Raw genomic sequence first — 26608 nt, 5'->3', positions numbered from 1 at the left:
ATAATCTAAGGCTCAGGCCCGGTAGCTCAGTCGGTAGAGCAGAGGATTGAAAATCCTTGTGTCGGTGGTTCGATTCCGCCCCAGGCCACCAGATGCGCAAGCCCTTGATTCCTAACGGATTCAGGGGCTTTTCCAATTCTGGGACGTCGCAAGCCCCTTGGTTTGGTACACCCAGTAGGTACCCTGTGACAACTTCGATATCTCGCCGCACGGGTCGCAAAATCGCCCGTCGCCGTCTCGGGTCAGATTTCGACGGAATTCAACACCAATCGCTTCATCCCAGCCAAAAGTCGATCTCGCGTCGCGCCCGGCTTCCAGGCTGGAGGTAGCCGGTTTGCCAGTCGTCGCGGTCCACCAGGCCGTTCCATCTCTTGGACTTCGTCTGGCCTTGCGTCCTGAATCGCCAGCGGTACTGGTTATAAATCGACATGATATTGGTCGCGTAGGCTGCTGCCAGGTCCGGCATGTTGCGCAGGATCAGGAGGTTCTCGTCGTTCGTGCCGCTTGCCTTCGGGCCTAAGTTGTGAGAGCCGGTCAACACCACAGGATTGGCGCCGAAGGGATCTACCACCACGACCTTGCTGTGCACCATCGCGAAGGTCCCCGCTAGCTTCTTCATTTCCCGATCGAACCATGCCGTAGCTTCGTCAATAGCGGCTGGTAACACTATGCTGTAGTCCGCCTTGGTGGAGTTGGCTTGATCGAAAAGCTCAACCGGGGTTTTGGTCGTGCTGGGATCCTGGTTGATCGCACCCTTGATGTACAGGCGCTTGCCGGCGTTGCTGGCGCGCGCCTGGGTGATGATGGCGTTCAAAAGTGTGTCGCTAGGGCCCGGATTGAACATCAGGAAGAGGAGGGCCTGCTTGGCGCCCGCGATGATCTTGCGTGCTTCTTTCAGGTCGACTTGGTCGATGGTCGGCGTGAACCACAGCTGCAACGAGGCCTTTTGCTTATACGCGCGGTTCCGGGGTGTGGAGTTGCTTTGTTTCAGGTCGGTCGGGCTGTCGGCCCCGCTGTCGCGCAGCAGTTCCCACTGCTTCACATATTGAGCTGCCAGCCTGGGATCATCGATCAGGATTGAATTGTTTGCCTGAGTGCACAGGCCCGTCTTGGTCCAGTTCTGGCTTCCGGTCCATATCCACCGGGGTGACTCGCCTTCGCAAATCACGAGGAACTTGTTGTGACCCAGAGCGCGCGGGGACACCATGCGGTCGAAGAGGTCGATTTTTCCAGCCAAGCGCTTACGCGCCTCACTGTTCTGGTCCTCGCCCTTCTTCTTCACGCTTCCATTGGCCAGAACGACATGGGCGCGCTTCCTCATCCTCTCGAGCGCCGTTTCGAGCTGGTCGTCGTCTAATTCATAGAGCGCTGCGTACACGTGCGCCTTTGCCTTCCGCGCCGACTCGAGAAGTTCGAACAACCGTTCTCCTAGTGGGCCAAAGAGATAGTTGCGAAAGGGGTCGCCTGTTGTCGCGATGACTTCTTTTAGCTCGCGCGTTTTCAGATCTGTCGCCGTGATACCCAGCCGACGGGAGACCCACTGGGAGGCCACGATGCCTCGATTGAAATAGGCTTCGATCCCCGGTCCAAATTCAGAGGACAACGTTAGTTCGGGCGTCCAGTCGCTCGCCCTGGAGTAGTCGGGCCGCAGGCTGTTCTTGTCTGGGCCGATCATTGGAACCACGCGGTACTGCACGACGTCGCCGGCAACCGCCATGTAGTCAGTCCATTGGTATTTTTGAATCGGCCAGTTCGTGGAGGATCGTCGCTCGCCTTTGTCGTGCTTCTGCCCTTCGAAGCCAACCCATGTGCTCACGACCTCATCATCGCCATTGCGCTTGCGGAAAAGAGCAAAGCCGCGGCACTCGGGGACAAAGGCTTCGCCCTCTGGCTTCCAAGCGATGAAGGTGTCGTCTCCATTGTGATAGACCTTGACTTTCATGATCCCTCCGTGCGTTGCGCGATGTACTACCGGTTCCGCTGCTCGTGCAACAAGATTAATGGGGGAGTTCCGTGCTGTAAACGGTATTACTGCCAACAATGTGATGCGAAGCCTGGATGGTTCGCTCTGCCGCGCCCTGCCAGCTCGCCTCCGACAGCGTGAGGCAGGCGCTCACTACGCCAAAAGCGGCTCAGGCGCTATCGTTGAATCCCGCAAGGTCCCGCAAGGCCCCGTTTCCGCGGCTACCCAGGCTGCTGTTCAACCCCAGTCCTTCTATGGTGCGCAGCATGCACAGGTCAACGGGCCTCAACGGCCTGCCTGGCCTCTCGCCACACCGCCGGTGTCGAGCCCACCTCGCGCCGGAACACCGCGTTCAGGTATTGCACCGAGCGAAAGCCCGAGGCCAGCGCAATCTCCGCGATGCCGGTGTCCGTGTGGGCCAGAAGTTCGAAGCAGTGCTCCAGCTTGCACTGCAGGATCAGGTCGTGCACGGAGCGCTTGAGGTCCCGGCGGAAGTACATCTCCAGCGACGAACGCGACATGCCCATCATCTCGGCCACCTGCTCGGTCTTGATGCCCTGGCAGGCGTACTGGCGTATGTAATAGAGCGCCCGCATCACCGGCGGGCTGTGCTGGACGTCGCGCGCGGTCGACGCCCGGCTGTGCACCTCGGCCGGCGGCACCACCACGCGGGCGCCGCGCACCGGCGAGCCGCTCAGTGCCTGGTGCAGCAGCTGCGCCGCGCGGCGGCCCATCTCGGCCGTGCCCTGGCTCACGGAACTGAGCTCGATGCGGGTGAGGTGCTGCCCCAGCGTATCGTTGTCGATGCCGATGATCGCCACTTCGTCGGGCACCGCGATGTTGGCGACGATGCAGGCCTGCAGCAGCTGGCGCGCGCGCGCGTCGGTGACGGCGACGATGCCTATCGGCTTGGGCAGGCTGTCCAGCCAGTCGATCAGCTTCTTGGTGGCGCTGCCCCAGGTGGGGGCGCTGGTGGCCAGGCCGCGGTGAATTTCGCCTGAAGCGCCGTTGCGCAGCAGCCATGCCGAGAACGCCCTTTCGCGTTCCTGCGCCCAGCGGTTGAGCGGCGATTCCGGAAGGCTGTAGCAGGCGAAGCGCGTCACGCCGGCTTCCACCAGGTGCTCCAGCGCGCGCGCCACCAGCAGCTGGTTGTCGGTGGCCACGTAGGGGACCTGTCCCGGGTAGCAGGCGGGGTCTTCATAGGAGCCGCCGATGGCGATGACCGGCACATGGGCGCCCGCGAGCGCCCGCGCGACGGCGGGGTCGTCGTAGTCCGCGATGATGCCGTCGCCTTCCCACTCGTGGATGCCATCGAGGCGAAAGCGGAAGTCCTCCTCGAGGAACAGGTCCCAGGCCACGCGCGTCTGCTTCACATAGTCACCGATGCCGATGAGGATCTCGCGGTCATAGACCTTGCTGGCGTGGAACAGCAGGGCCACGCGCAGGACTGCGGGGCCGCTGGTCCGGTCGGGCCGGCGCGAGGTCGGGCTTTTGGTCATGGAAGGCCGATCTTGGCACATTGCGCCGATTGCTGCGATGCAGAAAGAAATTTCATAAGCCGCGCTCGGCAATTTCGCAAGCTGCCGCGCGGGCGCGCCCGCTAGCATCGCCACTCTGCTGGTCATGATGCGGGTACCGTCCGGGCCCCGTCGCGTGGCATCGCGAGCCGGATCCGCGGGCGTCGACGCACGAAGACGCCGCGTTTTCGTGTGCGCGAGATGCAAACGGTTTCCGGGCAAGCAACGAGGAACTCGATGACTGAGCAAACCCGCTATCCGAGTCTCAAGGGCAAAAGCGTGCTGATCTCCGGCGGCGCGACGGGGATAGGCGCGTCCCTGGTGGAGCATTTCGCCGCGCAAGGCGCCAAGGTGGGATTTGTGGACATCGATACCGAGGGCGCCCTGGCGTTGCAGGCACGGCTGGCGCATGAAGGTCTGCACGGCGTTCATTTTGAGGAGTGCGATGTCACCGACACCCCCCGCCTGCGCAGTGCCATCGGCACGCTGCGCCAGCGCATAGGCGCCATCCAGGTGCTGGTGAACAACGCGGCGAATGACCAGCGCCATCTCATTGAAGAGACAACGCCGGAGTCCTGGGACAGCGGCGTGGCGGTCAACCTCAAGCACTACTTTTTTGCCGCGCAGGAAGTGTTCAAGGACATGAAAGCCCTGGGCGGAGGCTCGATCATCAATTTCGGTTCCGTGAGCTGGATGGTCAAGACCGGCGGCATGCCCGTGTACACCACCTGCAAGTCCGCGGTCCAGGGGCTCACCAGAAGCCTGGCGCGCGACTTCGGCGCCCATCGCATCCGCGTCAACACGGTTGTGCCGGGATGGGTGATGACCGAAAAGCAGATCCGGCTGTGGGTGACACCGCAAGCGAAGATCGAGCTGGCCAAAGCGCAATGTCTGCCTGGCGAACTTGCGCCCGCGGACCTGGCGCGCGCCGTGCTCTTTCTCGCTTCCGACGACAGCAGCATGATCACCGCGCATGACCTGGTCGTCGACGGTGGCTGGACATGAACGCTCCGGCCGCTCGCGATCTCATCCTGGTAACGGGCGCGACCGGCAAGGTTGGGCGCGCGTTCATGGACCGCCTGCTGGGCGATGCGCGCTACGACAGGTTTGCGCTTCGTGCGCTGTGCCACAACCGGGCCTTGCCGCCGCATCCTCGCGTTGAATCGGTGCACGGCTCCATCCAGCATCGCGCCGACGTCCACCGCGCGCTGGAAGGCGCCACGCACGTGCTGCACCTTGCCACCAGCAAGGAGACGCCGGACGAGGTGATGGACGTGGCAGTCAAGGGGATGTTCTGGCTGCTCGAGGAGTGCCGCGCCAGCAAGACATTCCGGCAGTTCCTGCTTGTGGGAGGCGATGCCGCGGTAGGCCATTTTTACTATCCGCACGGCGTTCCCGTCGTCGAGAGCCAGCCGCACAGCGCCTATCCGGGGTGTTATGCCCTGTCCAAGGTGCTGGAGGAAGTCATGCTGGAGCAATACCAGATCCAGTACGGCCTCAACAGCTGCTGCTTGCGTGCGCCCTGGATCATGGAAAAAGACGACTTCCGTTATGCCCTGTCTTTCGGCGACGACGTCTTCGGCGGCCCGCGCTGGCATGAACTGGTGGAGACGGACAAGGCGCGCGAATACCGCGCGTCAGGGGCCGTTCCGGTCATGCTGGATCTGCAAGGCAAGCCGGTCAAGCGCAACTTCGTGCATGTGGACGACCTGGTGGAGGCGCTTTTGCTGGCGCTTGATGCGCCGCGGGCCAGGCACCAGCGCATGAACGTCTGCATGAACGAGCCTGTCGATTACGGCGAATTGGGCGACTACCTGGCGCGCACGCGCGGTGTGCCGCTGGTTCCCCTGCGCACGCCCTACCACTCGACATGGCTGGACAACAGCAAGGCGAAATTTCTTCTGGACTGGCGGCCCCGCTACGACATGGCGCGGCTCGTGGAAGCCGCGTGGGCCTACCGGCGCCCCGCCGACGAGCCCCGCATCGTCTGGTATCCCGGATAACAACACCGCTGCTCCCGTCGCCGCACCGGGAGGAGCTGAACGCATGGAGTGGCGGCGCGATTCGAAAAACCAACTTGAGGAGACAGGACATGAGACAGCTTCAGCGACGTACTTTCACGGCAATTCTGGCCGGCGCCGGCCTGGCGACGGCATGGAGCCCGTTTGCCCATGCCCAGGCCGCCGGCAAGAAGCTGGTGATCGGGTTTGCCCAGACGGGTGCCGAAAGCGAATGGCGGACCGCTAACACCGAGTCGGTCAAGGCCGCGGCCAAAGCGGCCGGCCATGAACTGAAGTTTTCCGACGCGCAGCAAAAGCAGGAGAACCAGATCAAGGCGATCCGCTCCTTCATCAGCCAGAAGGTGGACGTCATCATCCTCGCGCCGCTGGTCACCACAGGCTGGGACACGGTGCTCAAGGAAGCCAAGGCCGCGAAGATTCCCGTGATCCTGGAAAGCCGCAACGTGGTGGTGAAGGACACGTCCACCTGGACCACCTTCATAGGCTCCGACTTCGTCGAGGAAGGCCGCCGCGCGGCGCAGTGGCTTCTGGATAACACGAAGAACGGCACGGGGACGGTGAACATCGTCGAGCTGCAGGGAACGGTCGGCTCGGACCCGGCCATAGACCGCAAGAAGGGATTCGACGAAGTCCTCAAGGGGAATGCGCGCTACAAGGTCATCCGCTCCCAGACCGGCGACTTCACGCGCGCCAAGGGCAAGGAAGTGATGGAAGCCTTCCTCAAGGCCGAGGGCAAAAAGATCAATGTCCTCTACGCGCACAACGACGACATGGCCATAGGCGCGATCCAGGCAATCGAGGAGGCGGGCCTCAAACCCGGCAAGGACATCCTTGTCATCGGCGTCGACGCCGTGAAGGGCGCCTTCGAAGCCATGATCGCGGGCAAGATGAATGTGAGCGTGGAGTGCAACCCGCTGCTGGGCCCGCAGCTGATGGAGGCCGCGGCCAAGGCCGCCGCGGGCCAGACCCTGCCGCGCTGGATCAAGACGATAGAGGGTGTGTTTCCCGCCGAAGTCGCGGCCAAGGAATTCCCCAATCGCAAGTACTGACAAGCGCTAGCAAGCACTGGAGAAACAGTTTTGCCATTCGTAGGGTGACAAAAGCGATTGGCCTGGGAGTCGCTGCTCACTACGACCAAGCCGCGCGGTTTAGCCATCGCGCCCATGCCGCCGCCAGGCCGGCAAATAACGATCAGGAGACAACCATGCATACGAGAAGAGACATCCTCGCCGCCGGCGCGGGCGCAGCGCTGGCCGGTATGGCGGGAACGGCGGTGGCGCAGACCTATGAGCCCGGCTGCTTCAAGCCCTTTTCCTCCAGCACCAAGACCATCCAGTACCCGGCCCGCAAGGGGCCTTACCGCATCGCCCTGGCCAACGGCTATGCGGGAAACAGCTGGCGCATCCAGATGATCAAGTCGCTCAAGGCCTACGCGTCGACACCCGACATCAAGCCCCACATCAAGGAACTGAAGGTGGTCTCCACCGGCACCGACGTCGCCGCGCAGCTGGGTGCCATCGACAACTTCATCAATGCGGGCTTCGACGCCATCCTCACCATCGCGGTATCGCCCACCTCCTTCAAGCCGGTGATCAAGCGGGCCAAGGATGCGGGCGTGGTCCTGATCCCCTTCGACAACGTGCTGGACACCGACGAGGTCATCCAGGTCAACGAAGACCAGTTCGAGATGGGCCGCCTCATGGGGCGCTGGCTGGAGAAGAACGGCGTCACCAGCGGCAAGGTGCTCGAAATCCGCGGGCTGCCGGGAAACTCGGTCGACCGCGACCGGCACCTGGGCTTTCGCGAAATCATGGAAAAGCACAAGGGCGTGCAAATCGTCGAGGTGGTCGGCAACTGGGATGACGGTACCTCCCAGAAGGTGGCGGCGGACGCCATCGCCGTGCACGGCCGGTTCAACGGCATCTACACCCAGGCCGGCTCCAACGGAACGGTCCGCGCGCTCATCGAGGCCAAGCATCCTTTCGTGCCGATAGGCGCCGAGGGAGAGAACGGTTTTCGCAAGATGGTCTACGCGCACCACAAGGACGGGCTCAAGGGCGCTTCGGCCGCGCAATCCCCCGGCCTGGCGGCCGTGGCGCTGAAGGCGGCCATCGCCGCGCTGCAGGGGCAGAAGCTGCCGCAGTACATCTCGGTGCCCATCCCTTATGTGGAATACGCGCAGATGGAGCCGGGCAAGAACTTTTATCCCGATCTGCCGGACACGTTTTACGTGGCCAATGAGTTTCCGCCGTGCAACATCAACATCACGGCGCCGGACATCATGAAGCAGAGCGAGGGGAACACCTGAAGGAAGGCGTCATGCCCGAGGCCTTGCTGCAGCTCCAGGACATCTCCAAGCGCTACGCGGGCGTGCGCGCGCTGGACGGCGCGGACCTCACTTGCCGTGCCGGTGAAATCCACGCCGTGCTGGGAGAAAACGGCGCGGGCAAATCCACCCTGATCAAGGTGATCGCCGGGGTGGTGCAGCCCGATGCCGGCCGTATCCTCATGGAAGGCGCGGAGCTGCGCCTGGCTTCGCCCAATGTCGCCCGCGACCACGGGATCGCCTGCGTGTTCCAGGAGCTGTCCCTGGTGCCGGACCTCTCGGTGGCCGAGAACATCTTCCTGTCGCGGCCGCCGCGCCGGCGCGGGCTGATCGACGCGAAGGCGCAGCGGGCGCAGGCCGCCACCCTGTTGGCCATGCTGGGATGCGGCGACATCCATCCCGGGGAGCGCGTGCGGGACCTGCCGCTATCGCGCCGACAGCTGATCGAGATCGCCAAGGCGCTGAGCCTGCAGCCACGCCTGCTGATCCTCGATGAGGCGACTTCGGCGCTGAGCAGCGAGGACGTGGAACGGCTTTATACGCTGTTGTTCCAGCTGCGCGCGCGCGGCGTGGGCATCCTGTTCATCTCGCACCGCATGCATGAGGTCAAGGCGCTGGCCGACACCTGCTCGGTGTTTCGCAGCGGCAGGCGCGTGGACAGCTTCGCCGGCGGCGCCCGCTCCGATGCGCAGGTGGTGCAGCTGATGATAGGCCGCGACGTCGCCAAGACCTACCCGCCGAAAACCGGCCCCGCGCCCTGGGCCCAGCCCGCCATCAGCGTGCAGGGCCTGGGCTGGCCCCCCGCGCTGCACGACATCTCGCTGGAAATCAAGGCCGGCGAGATCGTCGGGCTGGGAGGGCTGGACGGCCAGGGACAGCGGGAGTTGCTGCTGGCACTGTTCGGCGTGCTCAAGGGCGTGCAGGGCCGGGTCCAGGTGTTCGGCCAGTTGCGCAGCGACCTGGCGCCGCATGTGTGCAAGGGCCCGGAGCTGGGCATCGCGCTGATCCCCGAGGATCGCAAGACCGAGGGGCTGATCCTGCCCATGAGCATCCGCGAGAACATGAGCCTGGCCAACCTGCCGGCGCTGGCGCGCCTGGGTATGCTCAGCGCGGCGGCGGAGTCTTCCGCCGTGGCGCGCATGGTGGAGCAGCTGCGCATCAAGATAGGCGACGCGCAGGACCCGGTGCAGACCTTGTCGGGCGGCAACCAGCAAAAGGTGGTGATCGCCAAATGGCTGATGGCCCGGCCGCGCGTGCTGCTGCTCAACGACCCGACCCGCGGCATTGACGTGGCCACCAAACAGGAGCTGTATGCGCTGCTGCGCGAGCTGGCCGCCCAGGGGGTGGCCGTGCTGCTGTACTCCACCGACTATGAGGAGCTCATAGGCCTGGCCGACCGTGTGCTCATCATGTACGAGGGCCGGATCGCGCGCACGCTGGCCGGCGACGCCATCAGCGAGCACGCCATCGTGGCCTCCTCGCTCAACGTTTCACCCAGCGGCCGGGAGGCCGCCACCGCATGAACCGGCGCGGCGAATGGGCCATGGCATTGCGGCGCAACGGCGGGCCGCTGGCCGCGCTGGCGGTGTTCATCGTGATGTTCGCGCTGTTCCTGATGGAACACCCCCGCTCGATTTCGGTGGCCATCGTGACCACCGCGTCCAACAAGGCGGTGCTGCTGGCCATCGTGGCGATGGCGCAGACGCTGCCCGTCATCACCCGGGGGCTGGATCTCTCCGTCGGCATGGTGATGGTGCTGACCGGCTGCCTGGCCTCCACCGTCGTGAGCGGGGCGCCCTGGCAAGTGGCGCTGGGCATCGTGCTGGTGCTGGCCTGCGGCGCGGCGGCGGGCGCCCTCAACGGCGCCATCGTGGTGTTCGGACGCCTGCAGCCCATCATCGTCACGCTCGCCACCGGCGCGGTGTATTTCGGTTTTGCCCTGCTGCTGCGGCCCGCGCCGGGCGGCGAGGTCAGCGAGGGGCTGTCGGACGCGCTGACCGGCCGGCTGTTCGGCGTGATCCCCAGCACCATGGTGCTGCTGGCCGTGCTTGTCGTGCTGGGGTGGATGCCTTTGAAGCGGACGGTGACGGGCCGCGCATGTTATGCCGTCGGGTCTTCGGAGCAGGCCGCCTACCTCTCCGGCGTTCCATCTGAGCGCGCCAAGTTCATGGCCTATACCGTCGCCGGCCTGCTTTCGGGGGTGGCCGGGCTGCTACTGTCCCTGATCGCGTTGTCGGGCGAGGCCAGCGGCCCGCAGGCCGGCCTGTACACCCTCAACTCGATCGCGGCGGTCGTGATAGGCGGCACCTCCCTGTACGGCGGCACCGGCGGGATGGTCGGCTCCATCCTCGGCGCTTTCGTGCTGCGCACCATAGGCGACCTGCTGTTCGTCTTCAACGCGCCGGCGCTCTGGCAGCCTCTTTTTGAGGGCCTGATCCTGCTGGCCGCCGTGTGCATGGGCGCGGCGCGCGTGCTGCGCGTCAGAAACCGCCTGGAGCTGTTCTGATGGGTGCCGGTGAACTGACCGCCGCGCGGCCTTCGTCCACAACCACCAGGAGCCCGGTGCAGCGCCTGCTGCTGAACCCGCCCGCCGTGGTGGGGCTGTGCTGCCTCTTGCTGCTGCTGGCCGGCAGCGCCGTGAACCGGAATTTCCTGATGCCCGCCTACCTGCTGCAGCAGCTGCAGATCGCCGCTTTCCTCGGGCTTGCCGCGGCGGGGCTGATGGCCGTCATCCTGCTGGGCCACATCGACCTGTCGGTGCCCTGGACCATCACCACCGGTGCCATGATGGCCGCCGCCGCGGGCGCGGCCTATGGCACGGGATGGGCGATCCCGGCCGGCCTGCTGTGCGGCGCGCTGGTGGGGCTGGCCAACGGCCTGGGCGTGGCGCTGCTGCGCATCCCCTCGATGATCTTCACGCTGGGTGCCAATGCCGTGCTGCAGGGGCTGATGGTGCTGTACACCGGCGGCCATGCGCCCCAGGACGCCGCCACGCCGCTGATGCGCGAGCTGGCCGTGGGCAGGACCCTGGGCCTGCCCAATGCGGTGCTGGCCTGGGCGGCCGTCTCGCTGCTGGTCTACCTGCTGCTGACGCGCACCGCGGCCGGCCGTTATGTCTATGTGATCGGCAACAGCGAGCGCGCCGCCTACCTCAGCGGCGTGCGCACCGCCAGGATGACAGTCGCCTGTTTTGTCGCCTGCGGCATGCTGGCCGCGTTCGCGGGGGTGATGCTGGCCGGGTATTCGGGCAACGCTTACCAGGCCATGGGCGACCCCTACCTGCTGCCGGCGATCGCGGCCGTGGTGCTGGGCGGCACCAACATCCTGGGTGGGCGCGGCAGCTACCTGGGCACGGTCGCCGGCGTCGTGTTCATCGTGCTGCTGCAAAGCATGCTGGCGGTGTTGCAGATGCCCGAAGCGGGCCGCCAGATCATTTACGGAGCGCTGATACTGGCCATGCTGCTGCTGTACGGAAGATCGGCCAAAGTGAGATGAAGGGAGGTGGGCATGAGTGAACACTATGGCATCCGCGGTGAGTTCCGCCTGCACGACGCCCGCTTTCGCGGCCTGGTGCCTCCCAATGCCTTTGTGGAAAAACTCTACAGCGGCGCGCGCTGGGCCGAAGGGCCGGTGTATTTCCCCGCGGGCGATTTCCTGCTGTTCAGCGACATCCCCAACAACCGCATCCTGCGCTGGGTGCCCGACGGTGCCGGCCCCGGCTGCGTGCTGGAGTTCCGCAAGCCTTCCGATTTCACCAACGGCAACACGCGCGACGGCCAGGGCCGCCTGCTCAGCTGCGAGCATGGCACTCGCTGCGTCAGCCGCACCGGGCACGACGGGCGCCGCACGGTGCTGGCCTCTTCGTTCCAGGGCAAAAAGCTCAACTCGCCCAACGACCTGGTGCTGGGTCCCGATGGGGCTTTGTGGTTTTCCGACCCGTCCTACGGCATCCTCTCCGATTACGAGGGTTACGCGGCGGAGCCTGAGTACGGCGGCCGCTACGTGTTCCGCGTCGATCCCGCCAGCGGCCGCGTGGAAGCGGCCGTGACCGACTTTGTCCAGCCGAACGGGCTGGCCTTTTCGCCCGATGGGCGGCGGCTGTACATCGCGGACTCGGGCGCCTCGCACGACCCCCAGGGGCCGCGCCACATCCGTTCGTTCGAGGTGGATGAGGGCAGGCTGCGGGGTGGCGAGGTGTTCGCAACAGTGGACGCCGGCATCCCGGACGGGCTGCGCGTGGACGTTCTCGGCAATGTCTGGACCAGCGCCGGCGACGGCGTTCATTGCTTCACGCCGCAGGGCGAGCTGCTGGGCAAGATCCTCATCCCGGAGCCGGTGGCCAACCTCGAATTCGGCGGCCCGCGCGGCAACAGGCTGTTCATCACGGCGACGACGTCGCTGTATGCCTGCTACCTGGCGACCTCTGGTGCGAGCGTTCCCGCGCCGCGAGCCGGCTGAGGGGGATGGCCAAGCCGGCGGTCATCATGCATATCGCGCCAATTGCTGCAATGCAGAAAGAAATTTCACAAGCCGCGCTCGCCAAATTCGCAAACTTGCGCGGCGGCACCAGGACTAGCATCGCCATTTTGATTGTTCCGGCGCAGACATGACTTCCTTTGAATCCCTTCCCCAGGTCCGTTACGAGGGCCCGCAGTCGACGAATCCGCTGGCCTACCGCCATTACGACGCCAAGGAGCGCGTGCTGGGCAAGACGCTGGAGCAGCACCTGCGGCTGGCGGTTTGTTATTGGCATACCTTTGTGTGGCCCGGCAACGATGTGTTCGGGCAGCCGACCTTCGCGCGGCCCTGGCATGTTCCGGGCGACGAGCTGACGCTGGCGCGCCGCAAGGCCGACGCCGCCTTCGGCCTGATCTCGCGGCTGGGCGTGCCCTTCTACACCTTTCACGACACCGACGTGGCGCCCGAGGGCGCAAGCCTGGCGGATTACCGCAGCAACCTGTCGGCCATGGTGGACGTGCTGGCGCAAAAGCAGCAGGAGACGGGGATAGCGCTGCTGTGGGGCACGGCCAACCTGTTCAGCCACCCGCGCTACGCCGCCGGCGCCGCGAGCAACCCCGACCCCGAAGTCTTCGCCTATGCCGCGACGCAGGTGTTCAGCGCGCTCAATGCCACGCATCGCCTGGGCGGCGCGAACTACGTAATGTGGGGCGGGCGTGAAGGCTACGACACGCTGCTCAACACCGACCTGCGCCGTGAGCGCCGCCAGCTCGGCCGCTTCATGCAGATGGTGGTGGAGCACAAGCACAAGATAGGCTTCGCGGGCCAGCTGCTGATAGAGCCCAAGCCGCTGGAGCCCACCAAGCACCAGTACGACTACGACAGCGCCACGGTCTATGGTTTCCTCAAGGACTTCGGCCTGGAGCGCGAGATCAAGCTGAACATCGAGGCCAACCACGCCACGCTGGCGGGCCACAGCTTCCAGCACGAGATCGCCACGGCCGCCTCGCTGGGCATTTTCGGCAGCGTAGACGCCAACCGGGGCGACCCGCAAAACGGCTGGGACACCGACCAGTTCCCCAACAGCGTGGAAGACCTCACGCTGGCGATGTACGAGATCCTGCGCGCTGGCGGGGTCGGCAGCGGCGGCTTCAACTTCGACGCCAAGGTGCGCCGCCAGAGCATGGACCCGGTGGACATCCTGCACGGGCACGCCGGCGCCATCGACGCGCTGGCCCTGGCGCTCAAAAGCGCCGCGCGGCTCGTGGAGGCCGGTGAACTCGAGCGCTTTCGCACCGAGCGCTACGCCCGCTGGGACGGCGACCTGGGCCGTGGCATCCTGGGCGGGGACATGAAGCTCAGCGAGGTGGCGGAATACGCCTTCGTGCAGGACCTGCGGCCGCGGCCGGTGAGCGGGCGGCAGGAGTGGCTGGAAAACCGCGTGAACGCCGCGATCTTTGACCCCGTCGCCTGAGGCCGCTGTAGGAGCGCCCACCATGAACCCGGACGTCGGCTTCCAGCAGGTGACAAAGCGCTTCGGGCCCGTGCAGGTGCTGCATGGCGTGAGCTTCGCTTTTGCGCCCGGCCGGGTGTACGGCGTGCTGGGCGAGAACGGCGCCGGAAAGTCCACGCTCATGAAGATACTGGCCGGCTACGAGCCGGCCAGCGAGGGCTCGGTGGAGATAGGCGGGCAGGCCGTGAGCTTCAGGGGCCCGCGCGACGCCGAGGCCGAAGGCATCGTGATGATCCACCAGGAGTTCAACCTCGCCGACGACCTGAGCATCGCGCAGAACATTTTCCTCGGGCACGAGCTGACCCGTCACGGCCTGCTGGACGAGCGGGCGATGGCGCGCCGCGCCGAGGCGGCGATGCGCTCGGTGGGCCTGGCCTGCGACCCCGGCCGGCGCGTGCGCGACCTGATCGTGGCCGAGAAGCAGCTGGTCGAAATCGCCAAGGCGTTGAGCCGCAATGCCCGCGTGCTGGTGATGGACGAACCCACCGCCACGCTGACACCGTCCGAAACCGAGCGGCTGTTCGCCCTGATCGCGCAGTTGCGGGACCAGGGCGCCACGGTGCTCTACATTTCGCACAAGCTGGACGAGGTCGAACGCATCACCGACGAAGTGTTGGTCATGCGCGACGGCCGCCTGGTGGCGCACCGGCCCACGGGCAGCGTGACCCGCCAGCAGATGGCCAGCCTCATGGTGGGCCGCGAGCTCAGCGACCTGTTTCCACCGCGGCAGCCCGTGCCCGATGGCGCGCAGGCGCTGCTCGAAGTCCGGGACCTGCAGGTGCCCGGCTGGGCACAGGACGTGAGCTTCCAGGTGCGCGCCGGTGAGATCCTGGGTTTTGCCGGGCTGGTCGGCGCCGGTCGCACTGAATTGTTTGAAGGCCTGCTGGGCCTGCGCCCCGCGAGCTGCGCGGCGGTGGACGTCGCGGGCCGCCCCTGGACGCGGCGCAGCCCGCGCTCGGCCGCTCGCCTGGGGCTGACCTACCTCAGTGAGGACCGCAAGGGCCGCGGCCTGCACCTGCGCATGGGCGTGCCGGAGAACCTCACGCTGATGGCGCTGGAGCGCTACGCCCAGCCCTGGCTGGATCCCGCGGCGGAGCGTGCGGCCCTGAAGCAGGCGAGCGAAGCCTTCGGCATACGCGCGGCGGCCGGTGTGCCGGCATCGGCGCTGTCCGGCGGCAACCAGCAGAAGCTGGCGCTGGCCCGCGTGCTGCAACCACAGCCGCAAGTCGTGGTGCTGGACGAGCCCACGCGCGGCGTGGACGTGGGCGCCAAGCGCGACATCTATTTCCTGATCCGGCGCCTGGCCGACGAGGGCCGCGCCATTGTCATCGTCTCGTCCGAGCTGCTTGAGCTCATTGGCCTTTGCCACCGCGTCATCGTCATGCGCCAGGGCAGGCTGGCGGCCGAACTGCCGCAGGACCAGCTCACTGAAGAACTGCTGATCGCCCATGCAACTGGAACCCACTAAACCCATGGCCGGTGTATCGCCGGCGCCCATGATGGCGCGCCGCTGGGCCGGCCTGCGCGGCGGCGGCCCGCTGGCGGGCCTGGTGCTGGTGTGCCTGCTGGGCGCCATGCTGAACGAGAACTTCGCCAGCCTGGACAACGCCATGAATGTGCTGACCCGAACGGCATTCATCGGCATCATCGCCGTGGGCATGTGTTTTGTGATCATCTCCGGCGGCATAGACCTGTCGGTGGGGTCCATGGCGGCGCTGATCGCGGGCGCCATGATCCTGCTGATGAACGCCGCCGCGGGCGCCGGCTGGCCGCCGCTGGCCGCCATCCTGGCCGGCATGGCCTGTGCCATCGGCCTGGGCGCGCTGTTCGGCCTGGCGCACGGCCTGCTGATCAGCAAGGGGCGCATAGAACCCTTTATCGTGACCCTGGGGACGCTGGGCATTTTCCGCGCCTACCTCACCTACTTCTCCAACGGCGGCGCGATCACGCTGGACGGCTCGCTGGCCAGCGCCTACGGCCCGGTGTACTACGGCAGCTGGCTGGGTGTTCCGGTGCCGGTGTGGGTCTTTGTCGTGGTCGCGCTGCTGGGCGGCTTGATCCTGAACCGCACCGCCTATGGCCGCTACGTGCAGGCCATAGGCTCCAACGAACAGGTGGCCCGCTATGCGGCCGTGGAGGTTGACCGCGTCAAGGTGCTGACCTATGTGCTGCTGGGCGTTTGTGTGGGCATCGCCACCGTGCTCTACGTGCCGCGCCTGGGCTCGGCTTCGCCGTCCACCGGCCTGCTTTGGGAGCTCGAGGCGATCGCGGCCGTGATCGTCGGCGGCACGGCGCTCAAGGGCGGCGCCGGCAGCGTCACCGGCACCGTCATAGGCGCGGTGCTGCTCTCGGTGATCAGCAACATCCTGAACCTCACCAGCATCATCAGCGTGTACCTGAACGCCGCGGTGCAGGGCTTTGTGATCATCGCGGTGGCGTTCTTCCAGCGCGGGCGTAAATGATGGAGTTCACCGGCGGAGTTGCCGTTTTTTCAGCCAACCTTTCAGCCAACCCAAAGAGGAGACAAACCATGAAACCGATCACCCAATTGCTGGCGGCAGGCGCCGCCGTCCTGGCCTTGCTCGGCGCCGCGCCGGCGGCGCTGGCGCAGAACAAGCCGCACATCGGCGTGTCCATCCCAGCCGCCACCCACGGCTGGACGGGCGGGGTGGTGTACTGGGCCAACCGCACCAAGACGGAACTGGAAAAGCAGTACCCCGGCCTGAAGGTCACCGTCAAGACGGCCGGCTCGGCCGCGGAACAGGCCAACCAGGTGCAGGACCTGCAGACGGCCAACAAGATCGACACGCTGGTGATTCTTCCCTTCGAGTCCGCGCCGCTCACGCAACCCGTCGCGCAGGTCAAGGGCAAGGGCGTGTACGTCACCGTGGTGGACCGGGGCCTGACCGATGCCGGCGCGCAGGACGCCTACGTGGCGGGCGACAACCCCGGCTTCGGCAAGGTGTCGGGTGAGTACATGGCCAAGGCCATGGGCGGCAAGGGCAACGTCGTCGTGCTGCGCGGCATCCCCACGGTCATCGACAACCAGCGCGTCGACGCCTTCATGGCGGTGATGAAGAGCCACCCCGACATCAAGGTGCTGGATGCCAAGCACGGCAACTGGAACCGCGACGACGCCTTCAAGGTGATGCAGGACTACCTCACGCGCTTCAAGCAGATTGACGCCGTGTGGGCCTCGGACGACGACATGGCGGTGGGCGTGCAGAAGGCGATAGACCAGGCCAAGCGCGGTGACATCAAGATGGTGCTGGGCGGCGCCGGCTCCAAGGACTACATCAAGAAAGTGATGGACGGCGACAAGATGGTCACGGCCGACGTGACTTATTCGCCCGCCATGATCGCCGACGCGATGAAGCTCACCGCGGCCGCGCGCGTCAAGGGCGAGAAGCTGCCGGCCTCCACCATCATCCCCTCGGTGCTGGTGACCAAGGACAACGCCAAACAGTACTATTTCCCCGACTCCCCGTTCTGAGGCAATCATGGCCAGACCCGTCACACTTTTCACCGGACAGTGGGCCGACCTGCCGCTGGCCGAACTTGCACCCCTGGCGCGCGGCATGGGCTACGACGGGCTCGAGCTGGCCTGCTGGGGCGACCATTTCAACGTGCAGGAAGCGCTGGGCAGCGACCGCTACCTGCAGGACAAGCGCAACCTGCTGGAAAAACACGGCCTGCGTTGCTTCGCGATCGGCAGCCACCTCGTGGGCCAGGCCGTGTGCGACCTGATCGACGAGCGCCACCAGTCCATCCTGCCCGCGCATGTGTGGGGCGACGGCGATCCCGAGGGCGTGCGCCAGCGCGCCGCGCGCGAGATGCAGGACACGGCGCGCGCCGCCGCCAAGCTGGGCGTGAAGGCGGTCACCGGTTTCACGGGCTCCTCGATCTGGCATTCGCTGTATGCCTTCCCGCCGACGCCGCAGGCGTACTGGGACAAGGGCTTCGCGGATTTCGCGCAGCGCTGGAAACCCATCCTGGACGTCTTCGAATCCTGCGGCGTGAACTTCGCCCTGGAGGTGCACCCGACCGAGATCGCGTTCGACACGGCGTCGGCGCAGCGCGCCGTCGAGGCGGTGGCGGGACACAGGCGCTTCGGCTTTAATTTCGACCCCAGCCACCTGGGCTACCAGGGTGTGGACTACGTCAAGTTCCTGCGTACCTTCAGCGACCGCATCTACAACGTGCACATGAAGGACGTGTGGTGGGGCAAGGGCGACGGGACGGCCGGCGTGTTCGGCGGCCACACCAGCTTCGGCGATGCGCGCCGCTACTGGGACTTCCGCAGCGTGGGCCGCGGCATGATCGACTTCGAGTCCATCATCGTCGCGCTCAACGACATCGCGTACGCCGGGCCGCTCAGCGTGGAGTGGGAAGACAGCCGAATGGACCGCGTGCACGGCGCCACCGAGAGCGCGGCCTATTGCAAGCGCCTGGACTTCAAGCCGGCGGCGGGCGCCTTCGACGCCGTCTTCGACAAGGCCAAACAGGGCGGGATGGCCGGGTCATGACGGGCAAGCTGCGTTACGCCATGGTGGGCGGCGGGCAGGGCGCCTTCATAGGTGCCGTGCACCGCAAGGCGATGGCGCTGGACGGCCAGATGGAGCTGGTGGCCGGCGCGCTGTCGTCCGACCCGCAGCGCGCGCGCGCTTCGGGCGCCGAGCTGGGGCTGGCCGACGCGCGCAACCACGGGCGCTGGCAGGACCTGCTGGCCGATGAGCTCAAGCGGCCGGCGCACGAGCGCATCGACTTCGTGTCCATCGTCACGCCCAACCACGTGCACTTCCCGGTGGCCCAGGCCTTTGCCGAGGCGGGCATCCACGTGGTCTGCGACAAGCCGCTGGTGCACAGCAGCGAAGAGGCCCAGGCGCTGGAGCGGGCCGCGCAGCGCAGCGGCTGCGTGTTCGGGGTGACCTACAACTACACGGGCTACCCCATGGTGCGCGAAGCCCGCGAGCTGGTGGCCAAGGGCCTGATCGGCGAGCTGCGCAAGGTCATCGTCGAATACAACCAGGGCTGGCTCGCCACCAACCTGGAAGCCACCGGCCAGAAGCAGGCTGATTGGCGCACCGACCCCGCGCGCAGCGGCCTGGCCGGCGCCATGGGCGACATCGGCTCGCATGCCGAAAACCTGGTGGCCACGGTGACCGGCCTGGAGCTGGACAGCATTTGCGCGGACTTGACCACCTTTGTGCCCGGCCGCCGCCTGGACGACGACGGCAATGTGCTGCTGCGCTTCACCAATGGCGCCAGGGGCGTGCTCATCGCGTCGCAGATCGAGGTCGGCTGCGAGAACGACCTGCGCCTGCGGGTGTTCGGCAGCCAGGGCACGCTGGTGTGGCACCAGGAGGAGCCGAATCGCCTGGTGCACCAGCCCATTGACGGCCCCGCGCGCGTGCTGACCCGCGGTTCGCCCTGGCTGGGCGAGGCCGCGCGCCGCGCCACGCGGCTGCCCACGGGCCATCCCGAAGCCTTTCTCGAGGCCTTTGCCAATGTGTACCTCGGCGTCGCCGCGCACATCCGGGCGGTGCAGGCGGGACGGGCGCCCGATCCGCTGGAGGCCGACTACCCGCGCCTGGCCGACGGCGCGCGCGGCGTGCGCTTCATCGAGAAGGTGGTGGAGTCCGCCAATAGCCAGGCCAAGTGGACGCCGATGCGCTGACGCATGTTCCTCGGCATCGATCTCGGTACGTCCGGCGTCAAAGCCGTGGTCCTGGACCGCGGGCACCAGGTCCTGGCCGGCGGCAGCGCGCCGCTGGCGGTCGACCAGCCGCAGCCCTTGTGGCGCGAGCAGGACCCGCAGGACTGGTGGCGTGCCTGCGATGATGCCGTGCGCCAGGCGCTGGCCGGGTTGGCGGCGGCGGGTCGCAGCCCGGGCGACGTGGCGGGAATCGGCCTGACCGGTCAGATGCACGGTGCGACCTTGCTCGATGCGCAAGGCCAAACCCTGAGGCCCGCCATCCTGTGGAACGACGGCCGCAGCGCCGAGGAATGCACCCTGCTCGAGCGCCAGGTACCGCGCTCGCGCGAGATCACTGGCAACATGATGATGCCCGGCTTCACGGCCCCCAAGCTCCTGTGGGTGGCGCGCCATGAGCCGCAAGTATTCGAGCGCGTGCGGCAGGTGCTGCTGCCCAAGGACTGGCTGCGCTGGCGCATGACCGGCGAGTTCGCCACCGACATGTCGGACGCCGCGGGCACGCTGTGGCTGGACGTGGCCGGGCGCGGCTGGAGCGAGGAGCTGCTGGCCGCCTGCAACTTGTCGCGCGCGCACATGCCGGCCCTGCACGAGGGGCCGGAGCCTACGGGCATGCTGCGCGCTGACCTCGCGCGGCACTGGGGCTTGCGCAGCATCCCGGTGGCGGCCGGCGCGAGCGACAACGCCGCCGGCGCGCTGGGCGCCGGCGTCTACCGCCCGGGCGACGCGATGCTGTCGCTGGGCACTTCGGGCGTGGTCTTCGTCGCCACGCGCGAATTCGTCTCCAATCCCGGGCAGGCGGTGCACAGCTTTTGCCATGCCTTGCCGCGCACCTGGCACCTGATGTCGGTCATGTTGTCGGCGGCCTCCTGCCTGGATTTCACCGCCTCGCTGCTCGGCGAACCCGACATCGGGCGGCTGCTGGCCGAGGCCGAGGCGCGCGGCCTGCGGCCGTCAACGCCGCTGTTCCTGCCTTACCTGAACGGCGAGCGCACACCGCACAACAACCCACATGCGAAGGCCGTGTTTTTCGGCATGGATGCGGGCACCGGGCGCGCCGACCTGGTCAACGCCACGCTGGAAGGCGTGTGCCACGGGCTGGCCCAGGGCATTGCCGCCTTGCAGGCTACCGGGGCCGGGCTAGCGCAGGTCAGCCTGATAGGTGGCGGCTCGCGCAGCGCCTACTGGGCGCAGATGCTGGCCGACGCCACAGGGCTGGAGGTGGTCAGGCGCGAGGACTCCGCCGTGGGGCCCGCCCTGGGCGCGGCCCGGCTTGCCTGGCTTTGTGTGGACAAGGCGGATGCGCAGGATGTGCTGAAGGCACCCGCGGCGCTGGACAGCTACGCGCCCCGACCCGCCGAGCAAGAGCGATGGAAGGAACGCGGCGCGCGCTTTGCCGCGCTGTACGCCGGTGTTGCACCGCTGTACGGCGCGCGAGGCCTTTGATGGCGCGCGCACGGCAAGGCATCCCGTTGCGCCCATGCGCAGCGGGATGCCTTGTGTTGTGACTGAAGGCCGGCGATGGCGGCTGCTGTCGCAGCCGCCACCGGTGGTCAACAGCGCTCAGCAGCGCGCAATGCGCTTATTGAACGACAGGGAAGTCGCGGTCAAAGGCCGAGGCCGACACGGTGGTGCCGATTTCGGCTTTGACTTCCGCGCGGGTCTTGTTGCTGACGGGCGCCGTGTAGACGTCTTGGTAGGTCCGACCGATGTTGACGGAATAGCCTTCGCGCTGGGCTTGTGCCAGCTCGGCTTTGACTTCGGCGCGGGTCTTGGTGCTGACCGACTTCACCTGGTCTTGCGGGAAGGGATCGCGGCCTTCGGCGAAGCTGCTGGCCGAGCCGAAGAAGGCCAGTGCGGAGACGGCAAGAACGGAGGCGGAGACGAGATTCGATTTCATGATGAATTTCCTTTAGAACAGTTTTTGAAATATCCGGTCGGACGGGCTGCGTGCCCGAGGGGCCTTCCTCGCTGAGTCGCGTTATCAAATGTGGCTCACCGATGCATCCCAGCTTGTTCCGCAAGGGCCATAGACAAGTGCGTGTTTGCAGAACATTCCATTGCCGAAATCGGAACAATGACGGCGCGAATTCACGGAACTTTTTGGGCGAAAGTTTTTTGAAAGCTTTGCGTCAAGAAGCGCATGCGCCCGTTATTGCGCATGGCGAAATCAAAAGGCGTTGATGCCGCGCGTTGAACGCGCAGGGCTCATTCCTGCCGCGTGTCCATTCTCTTGATCACCCTGCGCGTGTACTCGGTCATGAACTCGAGGAACACGCTGGTGCGCACCGGGATGAATTTGCGGCTGGGCAGCGCCGCGTACAAGGTGTTGGTGCCGGTGATCCAGGGCGCGAGGATGCGCTGCAGCGCGCCGCTGTTGAGGTGGTCTTCCAGGTCGCCGACCAAGCGGGTCACCGCGGCGGACGACACGCCGAATTTGCGCGCTGCGGCGGCAAAACTACCGACGTTCACCACCTGATGGAACACGTATTCGGTGCCTACGGCATTGAAATTTCATTGATGTTAGATTACCAACCAAGTGGCCAATCGGTCCGCGCATAATTTTCAAACTAACGAAGGGGCGACATGCAAGCCAATTTGCCAGTTCAGTTAGCGAACGGGATATTTCTGGACGCTAAGCTAGCGCGCGCTTTGGGTGAGGAACTCGCTGGAGAGTATTGTTTCGCGGAACCGTATCCGCATATTGTTCTGGATAATTTTTTACCGGACGCAATGGCTGAAGATATTTTGGCCAATTTCCCGGCGGAAAAACTGAGCAGTGAGGTGAACTATGTTGGTAGGTATTTTGAGCACAACAAAAGACAAATACTCCCATATGCCTGCAATCAAGCGGCATTGAATTACTTCCTGTTTTTCAATTCAGCGCCGTTCTTGCAATTTTTAGAAGGTCTAACCGCAATTGACGCATTGATATCCGATCCCTATTTCCTGGGGGGGGGATTTCATGAGATTGCCAAAAACGGCAAACTGGGTATTCACGCTGATTTCCGGATTCAAAACCAACTGCATTTGAATAGAAGATTGAACGTGCTGATTTATTTAAATAAAGACTGGAATCAGGCGTACGGAGGGGAACTGGAAATTTGGGATCGGGAGATGTCCGGAAAAGTAAAAGGCATCGAACCCTTGTTCAACAGGTGTGTAATATTTAACACGGACGCTAGCTCGCATCACGGGCATCCCGACCCCTTAAATACGCCTGATGGCGTTACGAGAAAATCGCTCGCACTCTATTACTACACGGCGTCTAAATCAATTTATGAAGAAATTCCCAATTCGGGTACGGAATTTCAAGCCCGGTCAGAAAATGAGGTTAAAGAGGTGTTGTCGTTAAGCAAGAATGGGCCGCTGCTTAAGGAAATATTGCCGCCAATTCTCTACAGGAATTTACGCAGCATAAAAAGAAAATACTTTAATAAATAGGTTCTCGGATTCACGCCCGCCTTCCATGCCCACGCTGCTTGATACGGAGCTCATTCCTGCCGCGTGTCCATTCTCTTGATCACCCTGCGCGTGTACTCGGTCATGAACTCGAGGAACACGCTGGTGCGCACCGGGATGAATTTGCGGCTGGGCAGCGCCGCGTACAAGGTGTTGGTGCCGGTGATCCAGGGCGCGAGGATGCGCTGCAGCGCGCCGCTGTTGAGGTGGTTGGCCACCAGGTCTATGGACTGGCTCATGATGCCGGCGCCGTCCACGCAGGCGCGTATCAGCGTGTCGCTGTGGTTGACCAGCATGCTGGGTTCTATCTGCACTTCGATGACGCGTTTGCCTTCGTCGGGGTTGGTCAGGCGCCAGATGCGGTGGCGGTTGGCGGCCTGCTTGACGCGCAGGTTGTGGTACTGCGGCAGGTCTTCGGGCCGTGCCGGCGTGCCGTTGCGGCGCAGGTAGTCGGGCGAGGCGCAGAGCACACCGTCCGATGAGGCGATGGGCCGCGCGATGATGTTGGCGTCAAAGGCGTCGCCGGCGCCCAGCAGCGTGAGGTCGTAGTCCTCGACAGGCGGCACCAGCGGCGAGTCCACATGGATGTCGAGCACCACCTTGGGATAGCGCCGGCCGAACTCGGCCACCAGCGGCGCCAGCACATGCACGGCGAACACCGGCGGCGTCATGATGCGTATGGTGCCGGACATCTCCTGCGCATGGGCCTGGGCGGCGGCGTGGGCTTCGTCAATATCGCTCAGGATGTGCCGCACGCGGGCCAGGTAGGTTTCGCCGGCATCGGTCAGTGCCAGGCGGCGCGTGGTGCGCTGCAGCAGGCGCACACCCAGGTGGTCTTCCAGGTCGCCGACCAGGCGGGTCACGACGGCGGACGAGATATCGAATTTGCGCGCCGCAGCGGCAAAACTGCCGTCGTCCACGACTTGCTGGAACACCCGCATTGATTGGAGTCGGTCCATGGTAAACCCTTATATATCACCTTTATTGTTGCTAATTTAACAGCAATGTATTGTTGAGAATGGTATTTTTTGTTCGATTTAACAGGAATACAGTTCATACATCGATGAGCCGAAGCCACTTACAAGGCGACTCACCGAGGCTGGACAGACGGGGAGATGAGCCCGCCATGCCCGGAACGTCACTTAACTTTTGAGAGGATATTCATCATGAAATCGAACTTTGTTGCCGCCGCTGTTGTTGCTGTTGCCGCCCTGACTTCCGTCGCTGCTTCCGCCCAGCCCCTGAACGCCTTCCTGCTGGACCAGATGCAGGCACCCGCCACCAAGACCCGCGCGGAAGTCAAAAGCGAAGTGCTGCAGGCCCAGAAGACCGACGCCACTTCCAGCTTCAATGGCGTGACCGCCCAGCAAAACCTGGCCGCTCCCCGCGCTGAAAAAGCCGGCGCAGCCCCCCAGGCGGCTGCCGAGCTCGTGAAGACCAGCGCCCAGTAAGCTTGCACAAGCCGGCCTTTGCCGGTTCTGACGCAATCGCCCCGGTAGTCCGAAAGGATTGCCGGGGCGATTGCATTGGTGCCTGACGAACGCAGCGAACTCGGCGCTGCAGCAGGGCGCGGCCGGCGGTCACGCGCATCGTGGTCCGGCTGGACCGCATCCACGGTATCTCAGCCGGGCTCTAGAATCACCGGCATCTTGAGAGCCTCCAGTACACCCTACGCCTTTGCCTTTGTCGCCGCACATTTGTTGGCCCTGCCGGGCCTGGCTATGGTGCTTCACCTGTACATCGTTGGCAAAGTGGCGAGCAGCGGTGGCTGGCTGTTGGAGGCGTTGGAGCTGTTGTTTTCAGGCGTGGTGGTACTGCCCGCGGCGCTGCTGTGCACGGTGCTCTTGCTGATTGCAGGCTTGTTCTCCCGGGTGCGGCCATGGGCTAGCCTCGTGCTGTTACTGGTCAATGCGACCGTGCTGGCTGTTGGCTGGACGATCAGTCCATCCACCGAAGCCGCGGAACTGCTGGTCTGGGTTGCCACAGCACTGTCGGCCGCGGCTGCGGCCGCGCTGGCGTGGCAGGCGTTTTCGCCGGTGACGAGGCCAGAGCGGAACATGCTGTGGGGTCAGCTCCTTCTGGCTGTTGGGCTGGGGATTGGATTGGGGCTGGCAGGCGGCGGCAGTGTCCCTGCTGCGCCTCCTGCCGAGCCCGATCCCATGGCGGCGATACCGCCAGAGCGCGTATTCAAGGGATTGTTGGGCGGCAAGCCGATGCACCTCGCGGTGCATGACTGCAAGGTCTATCGCGCCATACCCAAGGAGTCCAAGGAGTCCAGGGACGGCTGGCAGATGGTGCTCGAACCCGATCTCTATCCATTCTTCACGTATTGCGAGCGGCAGTCGCTGCAGGTAGACAACGGTGTCGTCACTGTCACCCTTGGGCGCATCGCCTTCGGTGCGGGAGGCTGCTGCGCCACGGGTGGCACTTACCGTTCCAGGGATGGCGAGCTGTGGAAGAAGCTGTGAAGTGCGCCGGATGAGGGCGAACTCTAGCCCGCCATCGGCGCCCAGTGGTTGTCCAGCCGCACATTCTTGAGCACCGGCGAAGCCGTGCGGCCCGCGCCATCGCGCATCAGCGCGCCGAGCCGCCCGCCGGCCCAGAGTGTGGTGTCTGCTTCGCCCGCCGTAGAAGCTGAGGCGACGGCGCAGGCTTCTTGCAGCGGGAAAAAATCTGTCCAGCGTCCATCGGCCTGCCACACGGCCACGCCATTGGCGCGCGGGCAGCCTACGGCAAAAGCGCCCGCCGCCCAGGCGATGTCGCCGCCGTAGCCGGCCAGCGCATGGCCGGCACCGGCGTCGCAGGTCCGCAGCGTCCGGCCGTCAAAAAGCGCCAGTACGGGCGCGCCGGTTTTGGCCGCGGTGTCGTCATGCTCGGCCTGCAGCGCGATGCCCAATACACGCGGGCCGCCCGCCGCCGGTGCGCGGCCCCAGGCCATGTGCCGCAGGCTCAGGCGCTTGTCGGCCAGGCGCCACTGGCCCAGCAGCGCGCCGCTGCGCGTGTCCAGCCGCACCAGCGAGGCGTCCATGCGCTCCATATGGATCTTCAGCCGACCGGTTTCGGGCAAGGCGGGAATGCCGCCGTTGGCCACCACCAGGCTGCCATCGGCATCGAGCAGCAATTCATGCGGGTCCATGCCGTGGGTTATCCATTCGCCGGATTTTTCCAGCGTGGCGGTATCGCGCACACCGACCAGGCCTTCACCGGTTTCGAGATTCGTTTCGGTGGTGTAGAGCGTTTTGCCGTCGGGGCTGGCGATCACGTGGCCGTTGAAGGCGCGGTCCGGTTCGGCCCAGGCGATGGCTTTGCCTTGCTCTTCAGGCCGCCAGCGCAGCAGCCAGTCGCCGGGCCGGCGCGCCACTGCCAGCAAGGTGCCGCCGGCCTCAGCCCACACGCCGTGGGCCCGCGTCGGCACGTCGAGCGCGGCGCTGACCTGGAGGGCGGCGCCGCGGTACGCCAGCACACCGACTTGATAGCCATGCGCTGCTTCCCAGGCGGCGGCAAACTGCTGCGGCGAAACGGTCGCGTTGGCGCCAGCCAGGGCCGGCTTGACCCAGGTACTCGCTCCCGCCACAGCCAGAGCAAGCCATTGCCGGCGTTGCAAGTCCCATGCGGTGAATGAGGCGTCACGCATG

Annotated in this window: 25 protein-coding genes and 1 tRNA gene; 20 read left to right on the top strand and 6 right to left on the bottom strand. The window is 65.3% G+C overall.

The window, feature by feature from the left end; translation table 11 throughout:
* Positions 1–15: 15 nt before the first annotated feature.
* Positions 16–91 (top strand) — tRNA-Phe (locus AC1DUN_RS23395).
* Positions 92–274: 183 nt separating this feature from the next.
* Here the strand turns inward: AC1DUN_RS23395 and AC1DUN_RS23390 are convergent.
* Both AC1DUN_RS23390 and AC1DUN_RS23385 read right to left on the bottom strand, forming a co-directional pair.
* Positions 275–1942 carry a phospholipase D-like domain-containing protein gene (locus tag AC1DUN_RS23390; protein ID WP_477716071.1) on the bottom strand — a complete coding sequence of 556 codons (1668 nt, stop codon included), beginning with the start codon at positions 1940–1942 and terminating at the stop codon, positions 275–277.
* A gap of 296 nt (positions 1943–2238) precedes the next feature.
* Positions 2239–3462 (bottom strand): XylR family transcriptional regulator, encoded by a 1224-nt coding sequence (locus AC1DUN_RS23385; RefSeq protein WP_477716070.1) that lies wholly within the window; start codon positions 3460–3462, stop codon positions 2239–2241.
* A gap of 255 nt (positions 3463–3717) precedes the next feature.
* Here AC1DUN_RS23385 and AC1DUN_RS23380 point away from each other — a divergent pair, with 255 nt between their 5' ends.
* From AC1DUN_RS23380 to xylB, 16 genes are all read left to right on the top strand, one after another.
* A complete protein-coding gene (locus AC1DUN_RS23380; protein ID WP_477716069.1) occupies positions 3718–4485 on the top strand; it encodes an SDR family NAD(P)-dependent oxidoreductase in 768 nt (255 codons plus the stop codon).
* Positions 4482–5483 carry an NAD-dependent epimerase/dehydratase family protein gene (locus AC1DUN_RS23375; RefSeq protein WP_477716068.1) on the top strand — a complete coding sequence of 334 codons (1002 nt, stop codon included), beginning with the start codon at positions 4482–4484 and terminating at the stop codon, positions 5481–5483. Before AC1DUN_RS23380 ends, AC1DUN_RS23375 begins: the two co-directional genes overlap by 4 nt.
* Before the next feature lie 89 nt (positions 5484–5572).
* On the top strand, positions 5573–6550 hold the full coding sequence (locus AC1DUN_RS23370) for an ABC transporter substrate-binding protein (protein ID WP_477716067.1): 978 nt from the start codon (positions 5573–5575) through the stop codon (positions 6548–6550).
* Between the two features lie 155 nt (positions 6551–6705).
* The gene (locus tag AC1DUN_RS23365; protein ID WP_477716066.1) at positions 6706–7809 is read left to right on the top strand and encodes a sugar ABC transporter substrate-binding protein; all 1104 of its coding nucleotides are present in this window, start codon (positions 6706–6708) and stop codon (positions 7807–7809) included.
* Positions 7810–7820: 11 nt separating this feature from the next.
* The gene (locus AC1DUN_RS23360; protein ID WP_477716065.1) at positions 7821–9350 is read left to right on the top strand and encodes a sugar ABC transporter ATP-binding protein; all 1530 of its coding nucleotides are present in this window, start codon (positions 7821–7823) and stop codon (positions 9348–9350) included.
* On the top strand, positions 9347–10333 hold the full coding sequence (locus AC1DUN_RS23355; RefSeq protein WP_477716064.1) for an ABC transporter permease: 987 nt from the start codon (positions 9347–9349) through the stop codon (positions 10331–10333). The genes AC1DUN_RS23360 and AC1DUN_RS23355 overlap by 4 nt, the downstream gene beginning before the upstream one ends.
* The gene (locus tag AC1DUN_RS23350; RefSeq protein WP_477716063.1) at positions 10333–11322 is read left to right on the top strand and encodes an ABC transporter permease; all 990 of its coding nucleotides are present in this window, start codon (positions 10333–10335) and stop codon (positions 11320–11322) included. Before AC1DUN_RS23355 ends, AC1DUN_RS23350 begins: the two co-directional genes overlap by 1 nt.
* A gap of 12 nt (positions 11323–11334) precedes the next feature.
* Positions 11335–12285, top strand: a complete 951-nt coding sequence (locus AC1DUN_RS23345; protein WP_477716062.1) for an SMP-30/gluconolactonase/LRE family protein — start codon at positions 11335–11337, stop codon at positions 12283–12285.
* Between the two features lie 5 nt (positions 12286–12290).
* Positions 12291–12437, top strand: a complete 147-nt coding sequence (locus tag AC1DUN_RS23340; RefSeq protein ID WP_477716061.1) for a hypothetical protein — start codon at positions 12291–12293, stop codon at positions 12435–12437.
* Positions 12434–13759: a xylose isomerase gene (xylA, locus tag AC1DUN_RS23335; RefSeq protein WP_477716060.1), complete on the top strand. Its 1326-nt coding sequence runs from the start codon at positions 12434–12436 to the stop codon at positions 13757–13759. The genes AC1DUN_RS23340 and xylA overlap by 4 nt, the downstream gene beginning before the upstream one ends.
* A gap of 22 nt (positions 13760–13781) precedes the next feature.
* A complete protein-coding gene (locus tag AC1DUN_RS23330) occupies positions 13782–15266 on the top strand; it encodes a sugar ABC transporter ATP-binding protein (RefSeq protein WP_477716059.1) in 1485 nt (494 codons plus the stop codon).
* Between the two features lie 4 nt (positions 15267–15270).
* Positions 15271–16260, top strand: coding sequence for an ABC transporter permease (locus tag AC1DUN_RS23325; protein WP_477716083.1), 990 nt, complete (start codon positions 15271–15273; stop codon positions 16258–16260).
* A gap of 68 nt (positions 16261–16328) precedes the next feature.
* Positions 16329–17291 (top strand): ABC transporter substrate-binding protein, encoded by a 963-nt coding sequence (locus AC1DUN_RS23320; protein ID WP_074580043.1) that lies wholly within the window; start codon positions 16329–16331, stop codon positions 17289–17291.
* 7 nt (positions 17292–17298) lie between these two features.
* Positions 17299–18324 carry a sugar phosphate isomerase/epimerase family protein gene (locus AC1DUN_RS23315; RefSeq protein ID WP_477664131.1) on the top strand — a complete coding sequence of 342 codons (1026 nt, stop codon included), beginning with the start codon at positions 17299–17301 and terminating at the stop codon, positions 18322–18324.
* Complete coding sequence (locus tag AC1DUN_RS23310; RefSeq protein ID WP_477716058.1) at positions 18321–19475, top strand: Gfo/Idh/MocA family protein; 1155 nt, start codon at positions 18321–18323, stop codon at positions 19473–19475. Before AC1DUN_RS23315 ends, AC1DUN_RS23310 begins: the two co-directional genes overlap by 4 nt.
* A gap of 3 nt (positions 19476–19478) precedes the next feature.
* Positions 19479–20957 carry a xylulokinase gene (xylB, locus tag AC1DUN_RS23305; RefSeq protein WP_477716057.1) on the top strand — a complete coding sequence of 493 codons (1479 nt, stop codon included), beginning with the start codon at positions 19479–19481 and terminating at the stop codon, positions 20955–20957.
* Positions 20958–21093: 136 nt separating this feature from the next.
* Here the strand turns inward: xylB and AC1DUN_RS23300 are convergent, their stop codons facing one another.
* Both AC1DUN_RS23300 and AC1DUN_RS23295 read right to left on the bottom strand, forming a co-directional pair.
* Positions 21094–21411, bottom strand: coding sequence for a DUF4148 domain-containing protein (locus AC1DUN_RS23300; RefSeq protein ID WP_477716056.1), 318 nt, complete (start codon positions 21409–21411; stop codon positions 21094–21096).
* 308 nt (positions 21412–21719) lie between these two features.
* On the bottom strand, positions 21720–21998 hold the full coding sequence (locus AC1DUN_RS23295; RefSeq protein ID WP_477716055.1) for a helix-turn-helix domain-containing protein: 279 nt from the start codon (positions 21996–21998) through the stop codon (positions 21720–21722).
* 99 nt (positions 21999–22097) lie between these two features.
* Between AC1DUN_RS23295 and AC1DUN_RS23290 the strand changes: the two genes are divergently transcribed.
* Entirely contained in the window at positions 22098–22955 is an 858-nt protein-coding gene (locus AC1DUN_RS23290; RefSeq protein WP_477716054.1) for a 2OG-Fe(II) oxygenase, read from the top strand.
* A 50-nt stretch (positions 22956–23005) separates the two neighbouring features.
* Here the strand turns inward: AC1DUN_RS23290 and AC1DUN_RS23285 are convergent, their stop codons facing one another.
* Positions 23006–23932: a LysR family transcriptional regulator gene (locus AC1DUN_RS23285; RefSeq protein ID WP_477716053.1), complete on the bottom strand. Its 927-nt coding sequence runs from the start codon at positions 23930–23932 to the stop codon at positions 23006–23008.
* Between the two features lie 207 nt (positions 23933–24139).
* Here AC1DUN_RS23285 and AC1DUN_RS23280 point away from each other — a divergent pair, with 207 nt between their 5' ends.
* Together AC1DUN_RS23280 and AC1DUN_RS23275 are read left to right on the top strand one after the other, a co-directional pair.
* Complete coding sequence (locus AC1DUN_RS23280; RefSeq protein ID WP_477701254.1) at positions 24140–24424, top strand: DUF4148 domain-containing protein; 285 nt, start codon at positions 24140–24142, stop codon at positions 24422–24424.
* A 198-nt stretch (positions 24425–24622) separates the two neighbouring features.
* Positions 24623–25441 carry a hypothetical protein gene (locus AC1DUN_RS23275; RefSeq protein WP_477716052.1) on the top strand — a complete coding sequence of 273 codons (819 nt, stop codon included), beginning with the start codon at positions 24623–24625 and terminating at the stop codon, positions 25439–25441.
* 23 nt (positions 25442–25464) lie between these two features.
* Here the strand turns inward: AC1DUN_RS23275 and AC1DUN_RS23270 are convergent, their stop codons facing one another.
* The gene (locus AC1DUN_RS23270) at positions 25465–26607 is read right to left on the bottom strand and encodes a DUF1513 domain-containing protein (RefSeq protein WP_477716051.1); all 1143 of its coding nucleotides are present in this window, start codon (positions 26605–26607) and stop codon (positions 25465–25467) included.
* Position 26608 lies beyond the last annotated feature (1 nt).

The organism is Polaromonas sp. P4_F6 (assembly GCF_056401275.1).
Note: the sequence above shows the minus strand (reverse complement) of the source record. Positions and strands in the feature narration are given on the sequence as shown.